17 protein-coding genes are annotated in these 23,089 nt (G+C 73.3%); 13 read left to right on the top strand and 4 right to left on the bottom strand.

What is annotated here, in order from left to right:
• Nucleotides 1-471: 471 nt before the first annotated feature.
• The gene (locus ACFV57_RS12360; RefSeq protein WP_385229286.1) at nt 472-1,401 is read left to right on the top strand and encodes a TauD/TfdA dioxygenase family protein; all 930 of its coding nucleotides are present in this window, start codon (nt 472-474) and stop codon (nt 1,399-1,401) included.
• Entirely contained in the window at nt 1,398-2,450 is a 1,053-nt protein-coding gene (locus ACFV57_RS12365) for an L-tyrosine/L-tryptophan isonitrile synthase family protein (RefSeq protein ID WP_385229289.1), read from the top strand. Before ACFV57_RS12360 ends, ACFV57_RS12365 begins: the two co-directional genes overlap by 4 nt.
• Here ACFV57_RS12365 and ACFV57_RS12370 read toward each other — a convergent pair.
• Together ACFV57_RS12370 and gabT are read right to left on the bottom strand one after the other, a co-directional pair.
• Entirely contained in the window at nt 2,414-3,106 is a 693-nt protein-coding gene (locus ACFV57_RS12370) for a phosphatase PAP2 family protein (protein WP_385229292.1), read from the bottom strand. The two genes, ACFV57_RS12365 and ACFV57_RS12370, sit on opposite strands and share 37 nt — an antisense overlap.
• Nucleotides 3,107-3,470: 364 nt before the next feature.
• Nucleotides 3,471-4,820, bottom strand: coding sequence for a 4-aminobutyrate--2-oxoglutarate transaminase (gabT, locus tag ACFV57_RS12375; protein ID WP_385229295.1), 1,350 nt, complete (start codon nt 4,818-4,820; stop codon nt 3,471-3,473).
• Between the two features lie 272 nt (nt 4,821-5,092).
• Between gabT and ACFV57_RS12380 the strand changes: the two genes are divergently transcribed.
• A complete protein-coding gene (locus ACFV57_RS12380) occupies nt 5,093-7,237 on the top strand; it encodes an ATP-binding protein (protein WP_385229298.1) in 2,145 nt (714 codons plus the stop codon).
• 29 nt (nt 7,238-7,266) lie between these two features.
• Here ACFV57_RS12380 and ACFV57_RS12385 read toward each other — a convergent pair whose 3' ends face one another.
• A complete protein-coding gene (locus ACFV57_RS12385; RefSeq protein WP_385229301.1) occupies nt 7,267-7,851 on the bottom strand; it encodes a RidA family protein in 585 nt (194 codons plus the stop codon).
• 262 nt (nt 7,852-8,113) lie between these two features.
• Here ACFV57_RS12385 and ACFV57_RS12390 point away from each other — a divergent pair, with 262 nt between their 5' ends.
• The 5 genes from ACFV57_RS12390 (at nt 8,114) to ACFV57_RS12410 (ending at nt 16,476) form a co-directional block, all read left to right on the top strand.
• On the top strand, nt 8,114-9,781 hold the full coding sequence (locus ACFV57_RS12390; RefSeq protein WP_385229304.1) for a PucR family transcriptional regulator: 1,668 nt from the start codon (nt 8,114-8,116) through the stop codon (nt 9,779-9,781).
• A gap of 398 nt (nt 9,782-10,179) precedes the next feature.
• A complete protein-coding gene (locus tag ACFV57_RS12395) occupies nt 10,180-11,625 on the top strand; it encodes an aldehyde dehydrogenase family protein (protein ID WP_385229307.1) in 1,446 nt (481 codons plus the stop codon).
• Nucleotides 11,626-11,951: 326 nt separating this feature from the next.
• The gene (locus ACFV57_RS12400; RefSeq protein WP_385229310.1) at nt 11,952-13,367 is read left to right on the top strand and encodes a sensor histidine kinase; all 1,416 of its coding nucleotides are present in this window, start codon (nt 11,952-11,954) and stop codon (nt 13,365-13,367) included.
• Nucleotides 13,342-14,034, top strand: coding sequence for a response regulator (locus ACFV57_RS12405; protein WP_385229313.1), 693 nt, complete (start codon nt 13,342-13,344; stop codon nt 14,032-14,034). The genes ACFV57_RS12400 and ACFV57_RS12405 overlap by 26 nt, the downstream gene beginning before the upstream one ends.
• Before the next feature lie 522 nt (nt 14,035-14,556).
• Nucleotides 14,557-16,476 (top strand): acyl-CoA dehydrogenase family protein, encoded by a 1,920-nt coding sequence (locus ACFV57_RS12410; protein ID WP_385229316.1) that lies wholly within the window; start codon nt 14,557-14,559, stop codon nt 16,474-16,476.
• A gap of 57 nt (nt 16,477-16,533) precedes the next feature.
• Here ACFV57_RS12410 and ACFV57_RS12415 read toward each other — a convergent pair whose 3' ends face one another.
• The gene (locus ACFV57_RS12415; RefSeq protein WP_385229319.1) at nt 16,534-17,358 is read right to left on the bottom strand and encodes a YwqG family protein; all 825 of its coding nucleotides are present in this window, start codon (nt 17,356-17,358) and stop codon (nt 16,534-16,536) included.
• 75 nt (nt 17,359-17,433) lie between these two features.
• On the opposite strand from ACFV57_RS12415, the gene dxr reads away from it, so the two are divergent.
• The 5 genes from dxr to ACFV57_RS12440 all read left to right on the top strand — a co-directional run bounded on the left by dxr (nt 17,434) and on the right by ACFV57_RS12440 (nt 23,065).
• The gene (gene dxr / locus ACFV57_RS12420) at nt 17,434-18,705 is read left to right on the top strand and encodes a 1-deoxy-D-xylulose-5-phosphate reductoisomerase (protein WP_385229322.1); all 1,272 of its coding nucleotides are present in this window, start codon (nt 17,434-17,436) and stop codon (nt 18,703-18,705) included.
• Entirely contained in the window at nt 18,702-20,003 is a 1,302-nt protein-coding gene (locus tag ACFV57_RS12425; RefSeq protein WP_385229325.1) for a M50 family metallopeptidase, read from the top strand. Before dxr ends, ACFV57_RS12425 begins: the two co-directional genes overlap by 4 nt.
• 178 nt (nt 20,004-20,181) lie before the next feature.
• Entirely contained in the window at nt 20,182-21,339 is a 1,158-nt protein-coding gene (gene ispG / locus ACFV57_RS12430; RefSeq protein WP_073760739.1) for a flavodoxin-dependent (E)-4-hydroxy-3-methylbut-2-enyl-diphosphate synthase, read from the top strand.
• Between the two features lie 250 nt (nt 21,340-21,589).
• Complete coding sequence (locus ACFV57_RS12435; RefSeq protein WP_385229328.1) at nt 21,590-22,435, top strand: GNAT family N-acetyltransferase; 846 nt, start codon at nt 21,590-21,592, stop codon at nt 22,433-22,435.
• Between the two features lie 96 nt (nt 22,436-22,531).
• Nucleotides 22,532-23,065, top strand: a complete 534-nt coding sequence (locus tag ACFV57_RS12440; RefSeq protein WP_385229332.1) for a GNAT family N-acetyltransferase — start codon at nt 22,532-22,534, stop codon at nt 23,063-23,065.
• Nucleotides 23,066-23,089 lie beyond the last annotated feature (24 nt).

A 23,089-nucleotide genomic window follows, 5' to 3' on the forward strand; every position in this document is an offset into this window, starting at 1 on the left:
GGAGCCTGGCAGGCATCGGGACCTGACGGGGCGGGGTTGGGGCTGCATGGGGCGGGCCGCATGGGGCGGAGCCTGGCAGGCGCCGGGGCCCGACAGCACGGGATCGACGCGGGGACAACGCCGAACTGGACCCGCCCGGGTCGGGGACGAGGCCGCGGAACGGGGCCGCACAGGACGGGGCCGCACGGAACGGGGCCGCACGGAACGGGGCCGCGCGGACCGAGACCGCCCCAGGCGAGACCACCCCCGACGGCCCCGCCCACGGCGCCCCGCCCGGCAGCTCGGACCTGAACGGGCCGGGGCCGGTTCGGGCCACCGCCCGCGCCTTCCCCGCACGGGGCGGCGGCGGCAAAAGTCGTCCGTGTCAGCGAGATGTCACCGCGACGTGCGAAGATCTTGAACTCTCAAGTACTCTCGCTGTCACCGCGCACGGACCGACCGGTCCGGCGCGCCGCTTCCCGGAGAGGAACCATGACGTCCCAAGCCGTCCACGCGTCCGGCCCGACCGCCGCCGACGCCCCTGACGACACCCGGTCCTGGACGACGGCCGAACCCGGCCCGTTCGGTGTCCTGATCACCGCGACCGAGTCCGGCACCCCGGTCACCGCCGTTCCCGTGCCGTGGCTGCGCGACCTGGCCCGCCGCCACCACCTCGTGGCCTTAAGGGGATTCGCCGCCCCCGCCGACGCGGCGGCCCTCGACGCGTACGCACGCACCTGGGGCGAGGTGATGGAGTGGCCGTTCGGCACGGTCTTCGACGTACGCGCCCACCAGGACCCCGAGGACCACGTCTTCGACACCGGCTTCATGCCGCTGCACTGGGACGGGATGTACGTCGACTTCGTACCCGAGTTCCAGGTCTTCCACTGCGTCGCGGCCCCCGGCCCGGCCGAGGGCGGCGGCACGCTCTTCTGCGACACCACCCGCGTCCTCGCCGACGCCGACCCCGAGACCCTGGAACGCTGGCGCGGCCTGACCCTGCGCTACCGCAACGCCAAGGTCTCCCACTACGGCGGGCTCGTCGTCTCGCCCCTGATCGAGCCGCACCCCGACGCCGGATTCCCGGTCATGCGGTTCCTCGAACCGGTGCCGGACGGCGAACACATCATCAACGAGCCCGACGTGAGCGTCGACGGACTCGACGGCGCGGCGGCGGCCGCCGAACTGGCCGCCATCCGCGACGCCGCGTACGACCCCCGCCACGTGTACGTCCACGCCTGGCAGCGGGACGACATCGTCGTCGCCGACAACTACACCCTGCTGCACACCCGTGTGCCTTACCGCCGCGGACTGCCGCGCCACCTGCGCCGCGTCCACGTCCTGGGCGACCCCCCGCTGCCCAGCCACATCCACGACCAACAGGGCACCACCGGGACCGACACCCAGCGGGGGACCGCATGACCGTGACGTACGAGCAGCACGCCGAGCACCAGGAACAGGGGGAGGACGACGGGGACGCCGCGTACGGGGCCCGCACGGAGCAGTACTGCGCCCGCATCCTGGAGCTGCTGCTGCCGCACCGCCGGCCCGTCGGCGCACCGGCCGAGGCGCGCGCCGAGGATGGCGGCCACCACGACGGCGAACACTACGGTCACCGCCCCGAGGAGTGCTTCGCCGAACAGCTCGCCCAGATCCGCGGCTTCGTGGCCCGCCGCGAACCGGTGCAGCTGACCCTGCCGGCCTTCCCCTGCAAGTCGCCCAACCCCGCCAAGGTCGCCGGCCACCTGCCCGACCTCGGCGAACTGCTCTCGCTGCGCTTCCTGGACGACCTGTGCGCGGCCGTCGGCGCGGTCTACCCGCCCGGCGCCCGGCTGCTGATCTGTTCGGACGGCCATGTCTTCGGCGACCTGATACGGGTCCCGGACGCGCACATCGACGCGTACGGCAAGGCGCTGCGCGACATGATCGACGCCAACGGTCTGCGGCACATCGACACCTTCGGCCTCGACCACGTCTACGAGGAGCGCACCTACGACGAGAAGCGCGCCCTGCTGGAGCGGGACTTCGCACAGAGCGTGGAGGAACTGCGGGCCGAGGTACGGGCCGGCGGCCCGGCGCTCAGCCACTACCGCGGCACCATCCGCTTCCTCGTCGAGGACACCGCGGACTGGACCGGCTCCAAGGCCCAGTTGCAGCGCGAGTGCCGGAGCCGCGCGTACGGCGTCCTGCGGCGCAGCCGCGCATGGGGCGAGCTGATCGCCCACCATTACCGGCAGACCGTACGGCTGTCCATCCACCCGCAGGACTGCGGCTCGGCGAAGTTCGGGATCGCGCTGCTGGAGGCGGCGGACAACTGGCTGACGCCCTGGCACGCCGTCGTCGTGCAGACCGGCGTGGACCGCTTCCGGCTGATGAAGCGGCATGAGGCGGAGCGGGTCGGCATTCCGGCGGGCCCGAGCTGGCGCCCGAGCCACTACATCGCGTCGGAGCTGTTCGGCGTGGCGAGCTGACCGTCCTGCCGGTGCGGGTGGTGCTGCGGGTGCTGTGGGCGTCTCTTCGGGGGATGCGCCCACGGCCCGCACGCCGCCGCGCATGCCGCGAGCAGCACCCCGGCCAGGCACCAACTGGCCAGTACGTCCAGCGGCCAGTGGTAGCCGCGGCGCACCAGGCCGATGCCGACCGCGAGGTTGAGCAGCCCGACACCGGCTGCGAGACCGGTCGTCATCGGCCTGCGCGCGCGTGCCGGGCGAGCGTGCCGCGGCCGGGCGAGCAGCAGGGCCACCGCCCCGTACGCCACCGCCGCCGTCGCCCCGTGCCCCGACGGGAAGAAACCGCCGTGTGTGCCGCCGGCCATCTCCGGGGGACCCGGCCGGGCCAGCCACGTCTTGAGCGGGACCACCAGCGCGGGCACCACGGCCATCGTCAGCACGGCGGCCGACGGCGGCAGCCACCAGCGCGGCACGGCGCCCCGCCGCCCGCGCCAGGCCGCGTACAGCGCCGCGAGGGCCAGCACCGGCAGGGCGACGGCCGTGTTGCCGAGGTCGGCGAAGAACTCCGCGAGCGGCGCGGGAATGAGGCTGTGGACGACCGCGCGGCCGAGGCGCTCGTCCAGCGCGCGCAGCGGGCCGTCGGAAGCCACCTGCCAGGCGAGAACCGCGAAGAGCACGGCGCACAGCACGCCCACCCGCAGAAGGCGGTGGCGGAAGAAGGTCGGCCGCCTCGGAACAGGGGGGGTGGTTCCGAGGCGGCCGGGCTGACTGGAGTGCCGCGCGCCCCGGGGGGTCTGGGGCGGGCGGCCGTCCGATCGGTGAGGATTCCCGGGGCGCGGGGCCCCGGAGTCGTGCGCGAAGGCACGGCCGGGCCGGAGCTGGGGAAGCCCCGACCGGGCGTCGCTCACAGTCCCCTGTGAGCGGGGTGTTTCTCTCATCTGCAGAAACCGTACGGCAGTGAGGCGGGGCCGGACAGCCAGATCACCTGCCCGCCATGGGCCCCGCACACATTCTTCACGTCCTGCCTCCGGGCACCTCGGGTCAGACCGTCGCGAGGGCGCTCTCGATGATGTTCAGACCCTCGTTCAGCAGGTCCTCGCCGATGACCAGCGGCGGCAGGAAGCGCAGTACGTTGCCGTACGTGCCGGTGGTCAGCACCAGCAGGCCCTCCTGGTGGCACGCCGCGGCGAGCGCCGCGGTCGCCTTCGGGTTCGGCTCCTTGGAACCGGACTCCACGATCTCGATGGCGATCATCGCGCCACGGCCGCGGACCTCACCGATGATGTCGTGCTTGTCCGCCATCGCCTGCAGGCGCGGCTTCATGACCTCGCCGATCCGCCGGGCCTTCGCGTTCAGGTCCAGCTCGCGCATGGTCTCGATGGAGCCGAGCGCCGCCGCGCAGGCGACCGGGTTGCCGCCGTAGGTGCCGCCGAGGCCGCCCGCGTGCGCCGCGTCCATCATCTCGGCGCGGCCGGTGACGGCGGCCAGCGGCAGGCCGCCCGCGATGCCCTTCGCGGTCGTGATCAGGTCCGGGACCATGTTCTCGTCCTCGCACGCGAACCACTGGCCGGTACGGCAGAAGCCGGACTGGATCTCGTCCGCGACGAAGACGATGCCGTTCTCCTTCGCGAAGTTGGCGAGGGCGGGCAGGAAGCCCTTGGCCGGCTCGATGAAACCACCCTCGCCGAGCACCGGCTCGATGATGATCGCGGCCACGTTCTCCGCGCCGATCTGCTTGGTGATCTGCGAGATGGCCTGGTCCGCCGCCTCCTGGGCGCAGTTCTCCGGGCCGGTCAGCCAGCGGTACGGGTAGGCCAGCGGCACCCGGTAGACCTCCGGCGCGAACGGGCCGAACCCGTGCTTGTACGGCATGTTCTTCGCGGTCAGCGCCATCGTCAGGTTCGTCCGGCCGTGGTAGCCGTGGTCGAAGACGACGACCGCCTGGCGCTTGGTGTACGCACGGGCGATCTTGACGGCGTTCTCGACGGCCTCCGCGCCCGAGTTGAACAGCGCCGACTTCTTGGCGTGGTCGCCCGGCGTCAGCTCGGCGAGCTGCTCACAGACCTCCACGTACGGCTCGTACGGCGTGACCATCACACAGGTGTGGGTGAAGTCCGCGAGCTGCGCGGTCGCGCGGCGCACCACGGCCTCGGCGCTGTTGCCGACCGAGGTCACGGCGATGCCGGAGCCGAAGTCGATGAAGGAGTTGCCGTCGACGTCCTCCAGGATGCCGCCGCCCGCGCGCTTGGCGAAGACGGGCAGCACCGCCCCTACGCCACCGGCCACCGTGGCCTGCTTACGGGCCCACAGCTCCTGGGACTTGGGGCCGGGGATCGCGGTGACGACGCGACGCTCCTGGGGGAGGGCCGGGCCTCCGGACAGTTCGGTCATGGCAGTCTCCTGGGGGTGGAACGGGACGTACTGAAGGGGTTGTGCTCGCAGGCTAGGGGGAGGAGCGGGGCGTCGGCATGTTCCGTTCGGGAGAAGTGCGCGTGTTGCGTTGTCCGCACCGGACATAGCGGCGCGCCACGGCCAGTAGATTGAGCGGCGGCGCACGCGGGGAACAGCGGCGTACGCAGGGAACGGCAGGGAACAGCAGGGCGCGCGGGCGGAACCGTTTCCGTCCCGCGTCCGAACGTCTCAAGGGGGACGAGGGGCACCGGATGGACACCGAGGGCACGCAGCACGACGCACCGCACACCCGCACCGACCACCCCGTACCCCGCCCCACGGCACCACCGGCCCCGTCCGCCCCGCCGGCTCCGGGAATCCCGCCGGTGCCGCCGGGCCCGCCCGCCGCCTACGAGGACGGCACCTTCCTGCGCTGGCTGCGCGCCCCACGCCGGGCCGCCGCGCCCGGCATCTGGACATACGGACACGTCCCCAAACCGGCGGAGAACCCCGACCGGGTGCCCACCCGGCAGCTCGTCACCGGTGCGCTGATCTCGTTCCTGTGCGGCTGGCTGCTGTGGTCCCTGCTCTGGAACGGCTACCTCGGCCCTTACTGGCTCTACCCCCTGCTGCTGCTCACGCCCGACTCCTGGCGTGCGGCCGGCGGCGACAAGATGATCTACGTCTGGGTCACCTACCTCTACTACGCCCTCTTCCTGGCCGCCCTCGTCCTCGTCTTCGGACGCCTGGGGCGCTGGGCCGAGCTGGGGCGGCGCTGCCTGGGGCCGGTGCTGCGCCGCGCCCGGGAACGCGCCCCCGACGCCGTACCGGAGCCGCAGGCGGACCGCGCCCAGTGGCCCGCCCTGCGCGCGGGCGGCGCGCCCGACGCCGCCGACAAGCTCGCCGCCGAGACCCTCGCCGGCCGCATGAACGACGTCGACGCAGCCCGCATCGAACGCGCCTGGCACTCCGTGCGTTCCGGCAGGAACTCCCTCGCCTCCTTCACCGACACCGTCCTGCGGCATGGTGCGGCCGCCTGCGCCCACCCCTCCGGCCTGCGCGACCTGCCCGCCCGCTCCGCCCACCACGACCTGCTCGCCCACCAGGTACGCATCGGCACCGCCACCGACCACCCGCGCAACCCCCACCAGCACCGCGGCACCGGCTTCGCCCTCGACCCGGCCCTGCTCGGCACCTCACTGCTGGCCGTCGGCCCGCCCGGCGCCGGCAAGACCACCCGCGTGGTGCGGCCCGTCGTCGAGGCCATGTGCCTCCAGGCGCTGGCCGGGCGCGGCGCGGTGGTCGCCGTCGGCGCGGCCGGCTCCACGCTCGGCCCGGACGACGCGTTCGACGTGGTCGTACGGATCGGCGCCCCCGAACCGGACTGCGACCTCGACCTGTACGGCGGCACCACCGACCCCGACGAGGCGGCCGGCGTCCTCGCCGAGGCGCTGGTCGGCGATCTGGCCGCCACCCTGCCCGGCGGCGACAGCCGGCGCGCCGCGACCGCGCTCGGCCAGCTGCTCGGCCCGTTCCGCGCCGCGCACGGCCGCTTCCCCTCCGTACCCGAACTGCGCGAACTCCTCGACGGCACGGCGACGGCGCTCGCCGCCCTGCGTACCGCGCTGAAGACCGCAGAGGCGCACGCGCTGCTGCGCGAACTCGACGCCCGCGAACGGCAGTCCGGCCGCCCCGGTGACATCGGCGAACTCCTCGCCGACCGCGTCGCCCTCCTCGACCGCCCCGCCTTCGCGCCGTACTTCGACCCCGAGGGCGGCGACCGCCAGCTCTCGCTGCGCACGCTCGACCATCCGCTGCGGGTCCGTATCGACCTGCCCGAACGCGGGCACGCGGAGGCGTCGCGCATCCTGGCCCGGCTGGTGCTGGCCCAGTTCACCGAATGCGCGGCCGCCCGCACCGACCGCTCGCTCTTCGCCTGCCTGGTCCTCGACGACGCGGCGCACACCGTCACCGCCGAGTCGCTGCGCGGCCTGCAGCGGCTGCGCGCCGCCAACGCAGGTGTCCTGATGACCCTGCGCTCCCTCGACGACGTCCCCGAGACCCTGCGCAGCGCGCTGCTGGGCGCGGTGGGCTGCCGGATGGCGTTCGCGGGCGTGACGACCTGGGACGGGGCGCGCTTCGCCGAGGTGTGGGGCAAGGAGTGGGTCGAGACACGCGATGTGACCGACCGGCAGATCATCGCGGAGGGCGCGGCGATGAAGGCGTTCCACATCTTCCGCCACCTGGTCACCGGCAAGGCGGCCACCGCCAAGGCCGTCACCGTCCGCACCGTGGAACGCGAACGCTGGTCCGCCTCCGACCTGGCCAACTCGGTCCCCCCGGGACACGCGGTGCTGTCGGTGACGTCGGTACGGGGCGAGCATGCGCCGCCGGTTCTGGTGGATCTGCGGGGGTGAAGGGCCCCTGGGGCCGGTACCGAAGGTGGTCAGCCGACCATCGCGCCGGGTGAGGTGTGATCCGCCGCCGGGGGTTCCGCTCCCGGGTGGTGTGCCGCCTCACTGCCGGTGAACGCGTCGAAGTCGCCCCGGTCGGCCATCTGGCCGTGCCGCGCCGAGACGGCTTCCCGCTCCGTCGGCCGAGCGGCGGCGCGCGATGCCGGATCGACCGGGTCGTTTCGCACCACCCCCGTCGCCGTGATCTCCACCAGCTGGCCCGGGTAGCCGAGGACCGTGACGCCCACGATCGTGGAGGTATGCGGGCCCGTGGAGAGGTCCGAGGCGCGGATCTCTTCCCAGACGGCGGAGAGGTCCTCCCTGGCACTGCCGACCACGTACACGGTGCTGGCGATCACCTGGTCCAGGCCGCTGCCTGCCGCTTCCAGTTGGGCGGCGAGGTTGGTGAGGACCTGGCGGGTCTGGGCGGCGAGGTCGTCCGGGCCGACGAGGGCGCCGTGCGCGTCGAGCGGGACCGCGCCCGCGGTGAGAACCAGGCGCTCACCCGCCTCGACGACGGCGGCGTGCGAGTAGCGCGGGGGCGGGAACAGGCCGGGCACGGTCGTGAAGCGGGCCATCGGGACTCCTCCGGAACGGTCGTCGGCGTGCTGCAGAACCGGTCGGTGCCGATCAGTTCACGGCCGGGCCGGGCGCGTCCACCCGTTTTCCCCGGCAGCCGCGGGCGCCGCGCTGCCGGGACTGCCCCCGTACGGCTGCATTCACGGACGAACCCATCCCCGCACCCCACCACTGAGGCAGAATCGGCAGCGACCGTTCATACGGGACGGCGAAGACGACCCCCGCCGACAGCCCGCCCGCCGACGCCCCACCGAAGGTCCCATGCCGCACACCCTCGCCTCCCTGGCCCACCACTCCGCGCTCAAGCTGACGGTGCTCGCGGGCCAGGACCGGCTGGACACCCCCGTGCGCTGGGCGCACGCCAGCGAGCTGATCGACCCGGTGCCGTACATGGAAGGCGGCGAGCTGCTGCTCATCACCGCCCTCAAGCTGGACGCCGAGGACCCGGAGACTGCCCGCAGGTACGTGCGGCGGGTCGCGGGCGCCGGAGTCGTCGGGCTCGGCTTCGCGGTCGGCGTCAACTACGAGGACGTGCCGGAGGCACTGGTCGCCGCCGCAGCAGAGGAGGGGCTGCCGCTGTTCGGTGTGCCCCGCAGTACCCCGTTCATCGCCATCAGCAAGGCCGTCTCCGCAGCGGTCGCCGCCGACCAGTACCGCGCCGTGACCGAGGGTTTCGAGGCACAGCGCGAGCTGACCCGGGCGGCGCTCGGCACCGAGGGGCCGGCCGAACTGCTGGCCCGGCTCGCGGCGCACCTCAAGGGCTGGGCCGCGCTGTACGACGCCTCCGGCGCGGTGGTCGCCGCGGCCCCCGACTGGGCCGCACGCCGCGCGGCGCGCCTCGGCGGCGACGTGGGACGGCTGCGCGAGCGCCCGGCGCCCGCCAGCTCCGTCGTCAGCGAGGCGGAGGGCGACGACCGGGTCGAGCTGCAGTCCCTGGGCACCGGGCGCCGCGCCCGCGGCGTGCTCGCGGTCGGCACGGGCGCGCCGCTGGGCACCGCCGAGCGCTTCGCCGTGCACTCCGCCGTCGCCCTGCTGACCCTGACCACCGAACGCTCCCGCGCCCTTCAGGAGGCCGAGCAGCGGCTCGGCGCCGCGGTGCTGCGGATGCTGCTGGCCGGCGAACCGGACCACGCGCGGGCGGTCGCGGGCCGCCTGTACGGCGGGCTCCTGGACGCCCCCTTCCGGGTGGTGGTCGCCGAGCCGGTCGCCGCGGACGCCGAGCAGCCGGGCGACGCGCCGTCCGCCCTGGACGCGCTCGCCGACGCCATGGAGTCGGCGGCGGCCCGTACCGGCGAAACGGTGCTGGCCGTGCCGGAGGGCACCCGGCTGGTCGTGCTGGCCGCCGACGGCGGGGCCGCCGTCGAGGCGTGCGCGGAGCACGCCGCGGTCGCCGAGGCGCGATACGGCGGGCAGCCGCTGCCGCGTGGGCGCACCGCGCGGGCCGAGGCCGGGCGGTCCGGCGAGGGGCTGGCCGTCGGGCTGTCCGCGCCCTCCGGGCCGCGGGACGCAGCGCACGCCCACCGCCAGGCGGAACAGGCCCTGTCCGTCGCCCGCCGCCGCGGCCGGGTGCTGGTCGAGCACGAGGACGTGGCGTCCGGGTCGGTCCTGCCGCTGCTGGCCGACGACGCCGTACGGGCCTTCGCCGACGGCCTGTTGCGCGCCCTGCGCGAGCACGACGCCACCGGCCGCGGCGACCTCGTCGCCTCCCTGCGCGCCTGGCTGTCCCGGCACGGCCAGTGGGACGCGGCCGCCGCCGACCTCGGCGTGCACCGCCACACGCTGCGCTACCGGATGCGACGGGTGGAGGAGATCCTCGGCCGCTCGCTGGACGACCCGGACGTGCGCATGGAGCTGTGGCTCGCCCTGAAGACGACAACGGCGGTCGCGGAACCGTACGGGGGCGGCGCTGCGAGGGAGCAGCAGCCGTAGCCTCGGCCCCTCGGCCCCGTGGCCCCGTAGCCTCGGCCCCTCGGCCCCGTGGCCCCGTAGCCTCGGCCCCTCGGCCCCGTGGCCCCGTGGCCCCGTGGCCCCGTGGCATGGGGCCCGGCACCGCGCGTCCGGGGCGAGGCCGGGGCCGGACGGGGCGGCGCGTCCGGGATGAGGCCGGGGCCGCGCGTCCGGGGCGCGACCGGGCCGGACGGCTCCGCGCGTAGGGGGCGCCGCCGCGTCGGACGCCGCCGCGGCAGGCCGTACGCCAATGCGGCGGGACGCGCCGTACGACTACTCCGCGTCGGACAAACGCCGTGACTCCACCCCGCCCCTACGGTGGAGCCAGGCCCGTGCGGGCCGTTCGTACCACCCCCACTTCGGAAGGGCCGGGACCCACTGTGACTTCTCCCACCGCCTTTTGGCTCGCCGGGCGCCAGGCCACCGGCGAGGACACCTTCGATGTGACCTCCCCCTGGGACGGCCGTCTCGTCGGCACGGTGAGCGTCCCCACCGAGGCGCAGACCGAGGAGGCCGTCGCGGTCTCCGTCGCCGTGCAGGACGAGTTCGCGGCCACCCCCGCCCACGTGCGGGCCGCGGCCCTGGACCACGTACAGCGGCGCCTGGTGGAGCGCACGGAGGAGATCGCCCGGCTGATCTCCGCCGAGAACGGCAAGCCCATGAAGTGGGCCCGCGGCGAACTGGGCCGTGCCGTCTCCGTCTTCCGGTTCGCGGCCGAGGAGGCCCGCCGCTTCAACGGCGGCGAGGCGCAGCGCCTGGACACCGACGCGGGCGGCGCCGGCCGGCTCGCCGTGACCCGCCGCTTCCCGCGCGGCACGGTCCTGGGCATCGCGCCCTTCAACTTCCCGCTCAACCTCTGCGCCCACAAGATCGCCCCGGCGATCGCGGCAGGCGTGCCGATCATCCTCAAGCCCGCCCCGGCCACCCCGCTGTCCGGTCTGATCCTCGGCGAGCTGCTGGCCGAGACCGACCTGCCGGCCGGCTCCTGGTCGATCCTGCCGGTGACCAACGACCGGATGCCGGCGCTGGTCCAGGACGAGCGGCTGCCGGTGATCTCCTTCACCGGGTCCGAGCAGGTCGGTTACGCGATCATGGACTCGGTGCCGCGCAAGCACTGCACCCTGGAACTGGGCGGCAACGGCGCGGCCGTGATCCTGGCGGACTACGCCTCCGAGGCCGACCTGGACTGGGCGGCGCAGCGCATCGCCACCTTCTCCAACTACCAGGGCGGACAGTCCTGCATCTCCGTGCAGCGGGTGATCGCCGACGCGTCCGTCTACGACCGGCTGGTGCCCAGGATCGTGGCGGCCGTCAACGCGCAGGTCACCGGCGACCCGTCGGACGACGCGACCGAGGTCGGCCCGCTGGTCAGCGAGGACGCCGCCAAGCGCGTCGAGGCGTGGGTGGACGAGGCCGTCGGGGCGGGCGCGAAGCTGCTCGCGGGCGGCAAGCGCGACGGCGCCTCGTACGCGCCGACCGTGCTGGAGAACGTGCCCGCCGGCGCGACCCTGGCCTGCGAGGAGGTCTTCGGTCCCGTCCTCAGCCTGACGAAGGTGGACGGCGAGCAGGCCGCGTTCGCCGCCGTCAACGACTCCAAGTACGGCCTCCAGGCGGGCGTGTTCACGCACGACGTGCAGACCGCCTTCCGGGCGCACCGTGCGCTGGAGGTCGGCGGCGTGATCATCGGCGACGTGCCGTCCTACCGCGCGGACCAGATGCCGTACGGCGGTGCCAAGCAGTCCGGCGTGGGGCGCGAGGGTGTGCGCTTCGCGATGGAGGACTACACGTACGAGCGGGTGCTCGTGTTGACCGGGCTGGACCTCTAAGGACGCCCTGCGCCGCCCCCGCCGTCGCCCGCCACCGGGCGGCGTGGCGCGGACGGTGAGCAACGCGCTCCGGCACCCTGTCCCGGAGCGCGTTGCCTCCCCCGTTTCCCCCGTGCGGCAGGGCCGTTCTTCCCCCGTGCCCCCGCACGTCTGGGGTGTTGTGCTGCGACCGTACGCTTCCGCGGCCCGCCGGGGCGTCCCGTCACAGGTGGAAACCCGGGCGTGACTTCCGCGGTAGCCCGGTCCCGGACGTACAACCTCCGCGGTATGCGGACGGCCTGCTCCGGTTCGATGCCGCGCCGTGCGGCCCGCGTTACGCTGCGGCCGTGCGCAGGGGCGGGGTGGCCGGGGCGGTGCGACGGCGGGTGCGAAGGCCCCCGACGCTCATCCTCGACGCGGCGGTCGCGACCGCCTTCGCGACCGTCTCGCTGCTGCTCGGCCACGACAACGTGCCCGCCGGCTGGCAGCGCCTGGACGGCCTCGGCTCCGCGCTGACCTGCCTGACCAACCTGCTGATCATGGCCCGCAGGCAGGCCCCCGTCGCGGTGTGCCTGGGCGTCTTCCTCCTGTGGTTCGGCTACATCGCGCTGGACTACTGGCCCGTCGTCAACAGCCTCGCCGGCCTGATGGCCCTCTACACCGTCGCCGCGCACCGCCCGCCGCGCGTCGCCGCCGCCTGCTCGGTCCTGCTGGCCGCCCTGTGGAACTTCGCCGGGCTGACGGGCGAGGAGAGCTCCTGGGCGACCACGCTCGGGCAGAGCGTCCTGTACCCGGTGATCCTGTGCTGGTTCGGCAACATCGCCCGCACCTCCGCCGAACGCAACGTCCGGCTCGCCGAGATGGCCGCGCAGCTGCGCCGCGAGCAGGAGGAGAACGCCCGGCGCGCGGTCGCCGAGGAACGGGTGCGCATCGCCCGCGAACTGCACGACGTGGTCGCCCACCACATGTCCGTGATCTCCGTACAGGCCGGGCTGGCCGGATACGTCTTCACCTCCGACCCGGACACCGCCCGCCGCGCGCTCGGCACCATCGCCGGGACGAGCGGCGAGGCCCTGGAGGAGATGCGGCGGCTGCTGGCCGTACTGCGCGTGGACCCGCGGGAGATGGCCGGTGGACCGGCCGCCGCGGACCGCGGGGAGACGGGCGCGGGCGAAGCGGCCGACGCCTACGCCCCGGCGCCGGGGCTCGACCGCATCGGCGACCTCGTCCAGCGGGTACGGGCCGCTGGGCTGCCGGTCGCACTCCGTACGGCGGGGGAGCGGCGGCCGTACGCGCCGGGGCTGGAACAGTGCGCCTACCGCGTCGTCCAGGAAGGGCTGACCAACGCCCTCAAGCACGCGTCGGCCGCCCACGTCGAGGTGCGGATCGATCACGGCACCGACCGCCTCACGATCGAGGTACGGGACGACGGCGGCACGCCCGCCGCCCGCGCCGCACACACGCCCCCTGCCCCACGCACGCCGCCCGCCCCACGCACCGTGCGCACGCCGCCTGCCTGGCGCACCGCGCACGCCCTGCACGCCGGAGCCGTGCCACCGGCGACTTCCGGCCAGACCTCCACCGGACACGGGTTGATAGGGATGCGCGAGCGGGCCAGGATTTACGGCGGCAGTCTGCGGGCCGGTCCTCTCCCGGGCGGCGGCTTCCAGGTGCGGCTCACCCTGCCTGTCCACACCGCGGCGGGGCCGGCACCGCCGCGGAAAGGGACGACGGGACATGATCAGGGTGCTGGTGGCCGATGACCAGGTCCTCATCCGGGCCGGCGTCGCCGCCCTGCTGCGCGCCGCGCCCGACGTCGAGGTGGTGGCCGAGGCGTCGGACGGCGAGGAGGCGGTCCGGCTGGCCGCCGAACACCGTCCCGACGTGATCCTGATGGACATCCGGATGCCCGGGGTCAGCGGCATCACGGCCACCGAACGCATCCTGCGCGCCGCGCACGGGGCCGACGGTCCCGCCCCACGCGTCGTGGTGCTGACCACCTTCGACCTGGACGAGTACGTGTACGCGGCGCTGCGCGCCGGAGCCAGCGGCTTCCTCCTGAAGGACACCCCGCCGCAGCGGTTGCTCACGGCCATCGCCACCGTCGCGGGCGGCGACATGCTCTTCGCGCCGAGCGTCACCCGCAGGCTGGTCGAGGCGTACGCCCAGCGGGCGGCCGAGCCCGCCCCGGAGGCGGCCGACGGGCCGCAGACCCTCCAGGCGCTCACCGCCCGCGAACTGGAGGTGCTGCGGCACACCGCCAAGGGCCTGTCGAACCCCGAGATCGCGGCCCGGCTGGTCATCAGCGAGGCCACGGTCAAGACCCACCTGAACCGGACGATGGCCAAACTGGGCCTGTGCAGCCGGGCCCAGGCCGTGGTGCTGGCGTACGAGACGGGGCTGGTCACACCGGGCATGGGGCGGCTGTAAGGGGGGCATGGGGCGGCGGTGGACCTGGCATGGGGCGCGGGCCCGTAAGCGGGGGCACGGGGCAGCCCGCAAACGGGGCACGGGGCGACCGTGACCCTGGCATGGGGCGGCCCTGCATGAGGCGCCCGCCGCCCGTGAAGCCGGGCACGGGGCGGTTGTGCCCCCGGGCCCCGGGCGGCCCCGCATGGAGCACCGACCACCCACGAAGCCGGACACCAGCCACCCACGAACCAGCCACCGAACAGCGCCGCATGAACCACCGGCCCGCCGGAAACCGGACGCCCGGGCTCGCCCGTCCGCCCGTGTCCGTGCCGCGAAGTCTGGTGCAAGTCGAACGGAACGGGTAGAGACTCACAAGTAGCACTGGCCGGTAGCCGGACGGCGGCGGGACGCCGTACGCCTGCCGGCCCGGCGCCGACCGGTACGGAACGCCGGATTCCGTGACCCGCCGACCGCAGGTCCCCACAGAGCGACGACCCACTCCGAGACCGAGACCCGACTCCGCGGCGAGGTGAGCCCCTCATGACCGCTCCATCCACCCGCAATGTGTCCGAGCGCGAGGCCCGGCAGGTCGCCGAGGCCGCCCGGGAGCAGGACTGGCGCAAGCCCAGCTTCGCCAAGGAACTGTTCCTGGGCCGCTTCCGGCTCGACCTCATCCACCCGCACCCGACCCCCGCCACCGAGGACGCCCAGCGTGGTGAGGAGTTCCTCGCCAAGCTCCGCGACTTCTGCGAGACGAAGATCGACAGCGCCCGTATCGAGCGCGAGGCGCAGATCCCCGACGAGACCATCGACGGTCTCAAGGAGATCGGCGCGCTCGGCATGAAGATCGACACCAAGTACGGCGGCCTCGGCCTCACCCAGGTCTACTACAACAAGGCGCTCGCCCTCGTCGGCTCGGCCAACCCGGCCATCGGCGCGCTGCTCTCCGCGCATCAGTCCATCGGCGTACCGCAGCCGCTGAAACAGTTCGGCACGCAGGAGCAGAAGGACGTCTTCCTGCCGCGCTGCGCCCGTACGGACATCTCGGCGTTCCTGCTCACCGAGCCGGACGTGGGCTCCGACCCGGCCCGGCTGGCCACCACCGCCGTACCGGAGGGCGAGGACTACGTCCTGGACGGCGTGAAGCTGTGGACCACCAACGGGGTCGTCGCCGACCTCCTCGTGGTCATGGCGCGCGTGCCGAAGAGCGAGGGCCACAAGGGCGGCATCACGGCGTTCGTCGTCGAGGCGGCCGCCGAGGGCGTCACGGTCGAGAACCGCAACGCCTTCATGGGCCTGCGCGGCATCGAGAACGGCGTCACCCGCTTCCACCGCGTACGGGTGCCCGCCGCCCACCGCATCGGGCCCGAGGGAGCCGGCCTGAAGATCGCGCTGACCACGCTCAACACCGGCCGCCTGTCGCTGCCCGCCATGTGCGTCGGCGCCGGCAAGTGGTGTCTGAAGATCGCCCGCGAGTGGTCGGCGGCCCGTGAGCAGTGGGGCAAGCCGATCGCCCGGCACGAGGCCGTCGGGTCCAAGATCTCCTTCATCGCGGCCACCACCTTCGCCCTGGAGGCCGTGGTCGACCTCGCCTCCCAGATGGCCGACGAGGACCGCAACGACATCCGCATCGAGGCCGCGCTGGCCAAGCTGTACGGCTCCGAGATGGGCTGTCTGATGGCCGACGAGCTGGTGCAGATCCGCGGCGGCCGGGGCTTCGAGACCGCCGCCTCGCTCGCGGCCCGCGGCGAGCGCGCGGTGCCCGCCGAGCAGATCCTGCGCGACCTGCGCATCAACCGGATCTTCGAGGGCTCCACGGAGATCATGCACCTGCTGATCGCCCGCGAGGCGGTGGACGCGCACCTGTCCGTGGCCGGTGACCTCATCGACCCCGACACGTCGCTCACCGACAAGGGCAAGGCCGCCGCCAAGGCCGGTACGTTCTACGCCCGGTGGCTGCCCAAGCTGGTCGCCGGTCCCGGCCAGCTGCCCCGTACGTACGCGGAGTTCGGCGACCTCGCCGGGCACCTGCGGTATGTGGAGCGCGCCGCCCGCAAGCTGGCCCGTTCCACCTTCTACGCCATGTCCCGCTGGCAGGGCCGGATGGAGACCAAGCAGGGCTTCCTCGGCCGGATCGTCGACATCGGCGCCGAACTCTTCGCCATGAGCGCGGCCGTCGTACGCGCCGAGCACCTGCGCGCCACCGACGACCACGGGCGCGAGGCGCACCAGCTCGCCGACGCGTTCTGCCGGCAGGCCCGCATCCGCGTCGAGGAACTCTTCGGCCGGCTGTGGACCAACACCGACGACCTGGACCGCAAGGTCGTCTCCGGCGTGCTGACCGGCACGTACACCTGGCTGGAGGACGGCGTCGTGGACCCGAGCGGCGACGGCCCCTGGATCGCGGACGCCACACCCGGACCGACGGCGAAGGAGAACGTCCACCGGCCGATCCGGTGACCCGCGCGCGGCGCGCCGCACCGAGCGGTCCCGCAGGAGCCGCCGACCGGGGCGGCCCTAGAGGAACTGCCAGGTGAAGCGCGCCGCCGCGAAGTTCCGCGCGGCCAGGTCCGCCCGGGTGATCAGCCAGTACAGGGTGCCCTGGTGGACCCAGTCCATCCAGGCCCGGTGGTCGGTGTCGATCTGGGCGAGCAGCACCCAGTCGTCCGGGTCCTCGTCCTCGCCGAGGTCGTCGAGGCCCACTCCGCCCTGCACGCCCGTCGGATGGCCCCCGATGCGGTGCCGCACGTCGGGGCCGAGGTCGTCCAGAGCGTCCCGGAAGACGTCCGCCCACTCGGGAAGATCGTCCAGGGTCTGCGCACCCACCAGATCCCCCAGCCAGAAGTCCTCGCGGTCGGGAAACGTCATCTCCGGCTCCGCCGACAGCCGGACCCGGTGGTACGGCTCGATGCCCTCGGGAGCCCCGCGCTCGGCCACGGGAGTGCCCTCGGGGACGTACAGCACGCGGGCTCCCCGCTGCCCCTCCGGACCGAGGCCGGGCACGCCGTCGCCGACCTGCCCCGGGCCGTAGGACACGAAGAACAGCAACGTGCCCTCGTCCGGCAGGGGTATGTCCAGCGCCGCGCCGCCCAGCGCGAACAGTGACACCGAGGCGACGAAGCTCAGCGGCCCGTTGCCCTCCCACACCGGCCACGGCTCGTTTGCCGGCAGCTCCGGAAGGCCGCCGAGATGGCCGACCACCGGCCCGGACATCGGGCTGCGGCGGTCATCCGGCCGCGTCAGCCGCACCGCGGGCCGCAGCAGCGCCGTCCAGCGCTCCGCCACGCCCGCGGGCAGATGCGCGGCGGCCAGTCGCTCCGGCGGGGACATCGTTCGTTCCATATCCGTACGGTCGCACGCGCCACTGACAATCCCCTGCGGCTCACGACCGGGTCCGGACCGGCAACAATGGTCCCCATGACGGACACCCTCGCTGACCCGCATCTGCGCTTCACCCCCGCCCCACTCACCGGCGACGGCGACGGACCGCGTGACATCGTGATCCTCGGCTCGACCGGCTCGATCGGCACCCAGGCCATCGACCTGGTGCTGCGCAACCCCGACCGGTTCCGCGTGACCGCGCTGTCCGCGGCCGGCGGCCGGGTGGCGCTGCTGGCCGAGCAGGCCCACCAGCTGCGGGTCCGTACGGTGGCGGTGGCCCGCGAGGACGTGGTGCCCGCCCTGCGCGAGGCACTGTCCGCCCGCTACGGGGCGGGGGAGCCGCTGCCGGAGATCCTCGCCGGGCCCGACGCGGCCACCGAGCTCGCCGCCTCGGACTGCCACACCGTCCTCAACGGCATCACCGGCTCCATCGGCCTCGCGCCCACCCTCGCCGCCCTGAAGGCGGGCCGGGCGCTGGCCCTCGCCAACAAGGAGTCGCTGATCGTCGGCGGCCCGCTGGTGAAGGAGCAGGCACGCCCCGGCCAGATCGTCCCCGTCGACTCCGAGCACTCCGCCCTCTTCCAGGGCCTGCTGGGCGGCCCCCGCAAGGAGGTGCGCAAGCTCGTCGTCACCGCCTCCGGCGGGCCGTTCCGCGGACGTACGAAGCAGCAGCTGGCGTCCGTCACGCCGGAGCAGGCGCTCGCCCACCCCACCTGGGCGATGGGCCCCGTCATCACCATCAACTCCGCGACCCTGGTCAACAAGGGCCTGGAGGTCATCGAGGCGCACCTGCTGTACGACGTGCCGTTCGACCGCATCGAGGTCGTCGTCCATCCGCAGTCCTACATCCACTCGATGGTGGAGTTCACCGACGGCTCCACCCTGGCCCAGGCCAGTCCGCCCGACATGCGGATGCCCATCGCGCTCGGTATCGGCTGGCCGGACCGGGTCCCGGACGCCGCGCCCGGCATCGACTGGACCAGGGCGCACCAGTGGGAGTTCGCGCCCCTGGACACCGAGGCGTTCCCGTCCGTGCCGCTGGCCTGCCACGTCGGCGATCTGGGCGGCACCGCGCCCGCCGTCTTCAACGCCGCCAACGAGGAATGCGTCGACGCGTTCTTGAAGGGCGGGCTGCCGTTCACAGGAATTGTCGATACGGTCGCCGAGGTGGTCGCGGAGCACGGTGAGCCCGCCCGGGGAACCTCCCTGACGGTCGCGGACGTCTTGCAGGCGGAAACCTGGGCGCGCGCCCGCGCCCGTGAGCTGGCCGCCCGTGCGGCCCGTACGACATCGGAGGCTCGCGCATGACGACCTGGATGACCATTTTGGGCATAGTCGTCTTCGTCGTCGGCCTGCTCTTCTCGATCGCCTGGCACGAGCTCGGGCACCTGTCCACGGCCAAGCTGTTCGGCATCCGGGTGCCGCAGTACATGGTGGGCTTCGGGCCGACGATCTTCTCGCGCCGCAAGGGCGACACCGAGTACGGCATCAAGGCCATACCGCTGGGCGGCTACATCCGCATGATCGGGATGTTCCCGCCGGGGGAGGACGGCGCCCTGCAGGCCCGCTCCACCTCGCCCTGGCGGGGCATGATCGAGGACGCCCGTTCGGCGGCCTTCGAGGAGCTGCAGCCGGGCGACGAGAAGCGCCTGTTCTACACGCGCAAGCCCTGGAAGCGCGTCATCGTGATGTTCGCCGGGCCGTTCATGAACCTGATCCTCGCGGTCGTGATCTTCATGGGCGTGCTGATGGGCTTCGGCATCAACACCCAGACCACCCAGGTCGGCTCGGTCTCGGACTGCGTCATCGCGGCCTCCGCCAAGACCGACAAGTGCACCGGCGGCGCCAAGGACTCCCCGGCCAAGGCCGCCGGCCTGCGCGCCGGCGACAAGATCGTCGACTTCAACGGCAAGCCGGTGCCCGACTGGGCCAGTCTCCAGCAGAGCATCCGGGACACCACGGGACCCGCGACGATCACCATCGAGCGGGACGGCAAGCGGCAGCAGCTGCACGCCGACCTGATCGAGAACAAGGTCGCCAAGACCGACGGCCACGGCGCGTACGTGCCGGGCGAGTACGTCACCGCGGGCTTCCTCGGCTTCACCCCGGCCACCGGCATCGTCCCGCAGTCCTTCGGCCAGTCCGTGGACCGGATGGGCAGCATGGTCGAACAGGGTGTCCAGTCGCTGGTCAACCTGCCCGCCAAGGTCCCCGACCTGTGGGACGCGGCCTTCAACGGCGGCGAGCGCAAACAGGACTCCCCGATGGGCGTGGTCGGCGCCGCCCGTGTCGGCGGCGAGGTCTTCTCGCTGAACATCCCCCCGGAGCAGCGGGTGGCGACCATGCTCTTCCTGGTCGCGGGCTTCAACCTGTCCCTCTTCCTGTTCAACATGCTCCCGCTGCTGCCGCTGGACGGCGGTCACATCGCGGGCGCCCTGTGGGAATCGGTCCGCCGCGCCTTCGCCCGCGTCTTCCGCCGCCCCGACCCCGGCCCCTTCGACGTGGCCAAGCTGATGCCGGTCGCCTATGTCGTCGCCGGGATCTTCATCTGCTTCACGCTGCTGGTACTGGTGGCGGATGTGGTGAATCCGGTGAAGCTGACCTAGGTACCGGGCCGCTGCCCCGCCTGCCAGCGGGGCAAACCGCGCACATGGGTGCTCCTCCGCCCCCCAACGGGGGGCTGGAGGGGATCGATGTGCCCACCGCAACGCTCGTGCCGTAATCTCGAAGGCCGGAGCCCGCCGATCTCGGGACCTAGATCCACACCTTGGGGTTGCTCGCCAGATGACTGCCATTTCACTGGGAATGCCGGACGTACCGACCAAGCTGGCCGACCGCCGGGTCAGCCGCAAGATCCAGGTCGGACCGGTCGCCGTGGGCGGAGACGCACCGGTCTCGGTGCAGTCGATGACGACCACGCGGACGTCCGACATCGGCGCCACGCTCCAGCAGATCGCCGAGCTGACCGCCTCCGGCTGCCAGATCGTCCGGGTCGCCTGCCCGACCCAGGACGACGCCGACGCGCTGCCGGTCATCGCCCGCAAGTCGCAGATCCCGGTCATCGCCGACATCCACTTCCAGCCGAAGTACGTGTTCGCCGCGATCGACGCCGGCTGCGCCGCGGTCCGGGTCAACCCGGGCAACATCAAGCAGTTCGACGACAAGGTCAAGGAGATCGCGAAGGCGGCCAACGACGCCGGCACCCCGATCCGGATCGGCGTGAACGCCGGCTCCCTCGACCGCCGCCTGCTCCAGAAGTACGGCAAGGCCACCCCGGAGGCGCTCGTCGAGTCCGCCCTGTGGGAGGCGTCCCTCTTCGAGGAGCACGGTTTCCGGGACATCAAGATCTCGGTCAAGCACAACGACCCGGTCGTGATGGTCAACGCGTACCGTCAGCTCGCCGCCCAGAGCGACTACCCGCTGCACCTCGGAGTCACCGAGGCGGGCCCGGCCTTCCAGGGCACGATCAAGTCGGCGGTGGCCTTCGGTGCGCTGCTGAGCGAGGGCATCGGCGACACCATCCGCGTCTCGCTGTCCGCCCCGCCGGCCGAGGAGGTCAAGGTCGGTCTCCAGATTCTGGAGTCGCTGAACCTGCGCCCGCGCCGCCTGGAGATCGTCTCGTGCCCGTCCTGCGGGCGGGCCCAGGTGGACGTGTACAAGCTCGCCGACGAGGTCACCGCGGGCCTGGAGGGCATGGAGGTGCCGCTGCGCGTCGCGGTCATGGGCTGTGTCGTCAACGGTCCGGGCGAGGCCCGGGAGGCGGACCTCGGCGTGGCCTCCGGCAACGGCAAGGGCCAGATCTTCGTCAAGGGCGAGGTGATCAAGACCGTGCCCGAGTCGAAGATCGTCGAGACGCTCATCGAAGAGGCCATGAAGATCGCCGAGCAGATGGAGAAGGACGGCGTGGCGTCCGGCGAGCCCACCATCGCCGTCGCCGGCTGACGCCCCCGTACACTCCCCGGCGCTCCGTACAGCTCCGCGCCCCGCACAGCTCCGCGCCCCGTACAGCCCCTGGCGCCTCGCGCGCCCCACGAGCCCCGCCGCCGGACCACACCGGTGGCGGGGCTCGTGCGTGAACCGCGTCAGGAGCGGTACCCGCAGCAGAAACGCTGCTCCGCCGCAGGGGAGGTAAAGTTCCAGGACCTGCTATCGCCTGGCCTCCCAGGCCCGTAAAGGTGAGGCTTTCCGAGACGTGCTGACGACCACGACCACCAAGGTTCTGGAACCGGGGGAGCTCGACGACGCGCTGGCGGTCCTGGACCGCGACCCGGTCGCCAACGCCTTCGTCGCCGCCCGTGTCCAGGTCGCCGGGCTCGACCCCTGGCGGCTCGGCGGCGAGATGTGGGGCTGGTACGCGGGCGGTCGCCTGGAGTCGCTGTGCTACGCGGGCGCCAACCTCGTCCCCGTCTGCGCCACCCCCGAGGCGGTACGCGGCTTCGCCGAGCGGGCCCGCCGCCAGGGCCGCCGCTGCTCCTCCATCGTCGGCCCGGCCGGCCCGACCGCCGAGCTGTGGTCCCTCCTGGAGCCCGCCTGGGGCCCGGCCCGCGAGGTGCGCGCCCGCCAGCCGCTGATGGTCACGTCCTCCTTCGCCACCGAGGTCGAGCCCGACCCGTACGTACGGCGCGTCGGCAAGCACGAGATGGACGTGATCATGCCCGCGTGCGTGGCCATGTTCACCGAGGAGGTCGGCATCTCGCCGCTGGCCGGCGACGGCGGGCTGCTCTACCAGGCGCGCGTCGCCGAGCTGGTCGCCGCCGGGCGGTCCTTCGCCCGCGTCGACGACGGCAAGGTCGTCTTCAAGGCCGAGATCGGCGCCGCCACCCAGCAGGCCTGCCAGATCCAGGGCGTCTGGGTCGCCCCCGAATACCGCGGCAAGGGCCTGTCCGAGACGGGCATGGCCGCCGTGCTGCGCCACGCCCTCACCGAGGTCGCGCCGGTCGCCTCGCTGTACGTGAACGACTTCAACACGGCGGCGCGGGCCGCGTACCGGCGCGTGGGCTTCGAGGAGACCGGCGCCTTCATGAGCGTGCTCTTCTGAGACCGCCGTCAGGCGAATCGTCACGGCGGCTCACCCGCGCCCTTGGCGCCCGCCCGCCGATCGTCTTACGCCCCGGCGCCTTGTACGCTCCCGACCATGGATGACGTCGCGGTCGGCCCCCTGGATCTCGCTGCCCGCGTGGACGACGCGCTCGCCGTGCAGGCGCTCGCCTTCGGCCTGACCGACGACGAGATCGGCGTCCGCCGGCACATCGTGCTGCGGCACCTTGCCGGGCCCGGCGCCCGCGCCTTCGGCGCCACCACCCCGGCCGGACGCCTGGTCGGCTTCGTCTACGGGATGCCCAACAGCCGTACGCACTGGTGGTCCACGGTCGTCGAGCCGTACCTGCGCTCCCGCGAACTGGACCACTGGCTCGACGACTCCTTCGTGATCACCGAACTGCACGTGCTGCCCGCCTTCCAGAACCGGCGGATCGGCCGCTCACTGATCACCCGCATCACGGACGGCGCCGCCGAACCCCGCAGCATCCTGTCCGCCATCGACACCGACAGCCCGGCCCGCGGCCTGTACCGCTCGCTGGGCTACCAGGACCTGGCCCGCCGCGTCCTGTTCCCGAGCGCCCCGCTCCCGTACGCGGTGATGGGCGCGCCCCTGCCGCTCAAACGCTGACGAACGCGACCAGGCGGGGGCGGA

This window comes from Streptomyces sp. NPDC059788 (assembly GCF_042732265.1).
Taxonomy (GTDB): Bacteria; Actinomycetota; Actinomycetes; order Streptomycetales; family Streptomycetaceae; genus Streptomyces.

Excerpts from the sequence above, each read along its gene's own strand:
- ACFV57_RS12360 (WP_385229286.1), top strand. The coding sequence starts at position 472 with ATGACGTCCCAAGCCGTCCACGCGTCCGGCCCGACCGCCGCCGACGCC.
- ACFV57_RS12365 (WP_385229289.1), top strand. The coding sequence starts at position 1,398 with ATGACCGTGACGTACGAGCAGCACGCCGAGCACCAGGAACAGGGGGAG.
- gabT (WP_385229295.1), bottom strand. The coding sequence starts at position 4,820 with ATGACCGAACTGTCCGGAGGCCCGGCCCTCCCCCAGGAGCGTCGCGTC.
- ACFV57_RS12380 (WP_385229298.1), top strand. The coding sequence starts at position 5,093 with ATGGACACCGAGGGCACGCAGCACGACGCACCGCACACCCGCACCGAC.
- ACFV57_RS12385 (WP_385229301.1), bottom strand. The coding sequence starts at position 7,851 with ATGGCCCGCTTCACGACCGTGCCCGGCCTGTTCCCGCCCCCGCGCTAC.
- ACFV57_RS12390 (WP_385229304.1), top strand. The coding sequence starts at position 8,114 with ATGCCGCACACCCTCGCCTCCCTGGCCCACCACTCCGCGCTCAAGCTG.
- ACFV57_RS12405 (WP_385229313.1), top strand. The coding sequence starts at position 13,342 with ATGATCAGGGTGCTGGTGGCCGATGACCAGGTCCTCATCCGGGCCGGC.
- ACFV57_RS12410 (WP_385229316.1), top strand. The coding sequence starts at position 14,557 with ATGACCGCTCCATCCACCCGCAATGTGTCCGAGCGCGAGGCCCGGCAG.
- ACFV57_RS12415 (WP_385229319.1), bottom strand. The coding sequence starts at position 17,358 with ATGGAACGAACGATGTCCCCGCCGGAGCGACTGGCCGCCGCGCATCTG.
- dxr (WP_385229322.1), top strand. The coding sequence starts at position 17,434 with ATGACGGACACCCTCGCTGACCCGCATCTGCGCTTCACCCCCGCCCCA.
- ACFV57_RS12425 (WP_385229325.1), top strand. The coding sequence starts at position 18,702 with ATGACGACCTGGATGACCATTTTGGGCATAGTCGTCTTCGTCGTCGGC.
- ispG (WP_073760739.1), top strand. The coding sequence starts at position 20,182 with ATGACTGCCATTTCACTGGGAATGCCGGACGTACCGACCAAGCTGGCC.
- ACFV57_RS12440 (WP_385229332.1), top strand. The coding sequence starts at position 22,532 with ATGGATGACGTCGCGGTCGGCCCCCTGGATCTCGCTGCCCGCGTGGAC.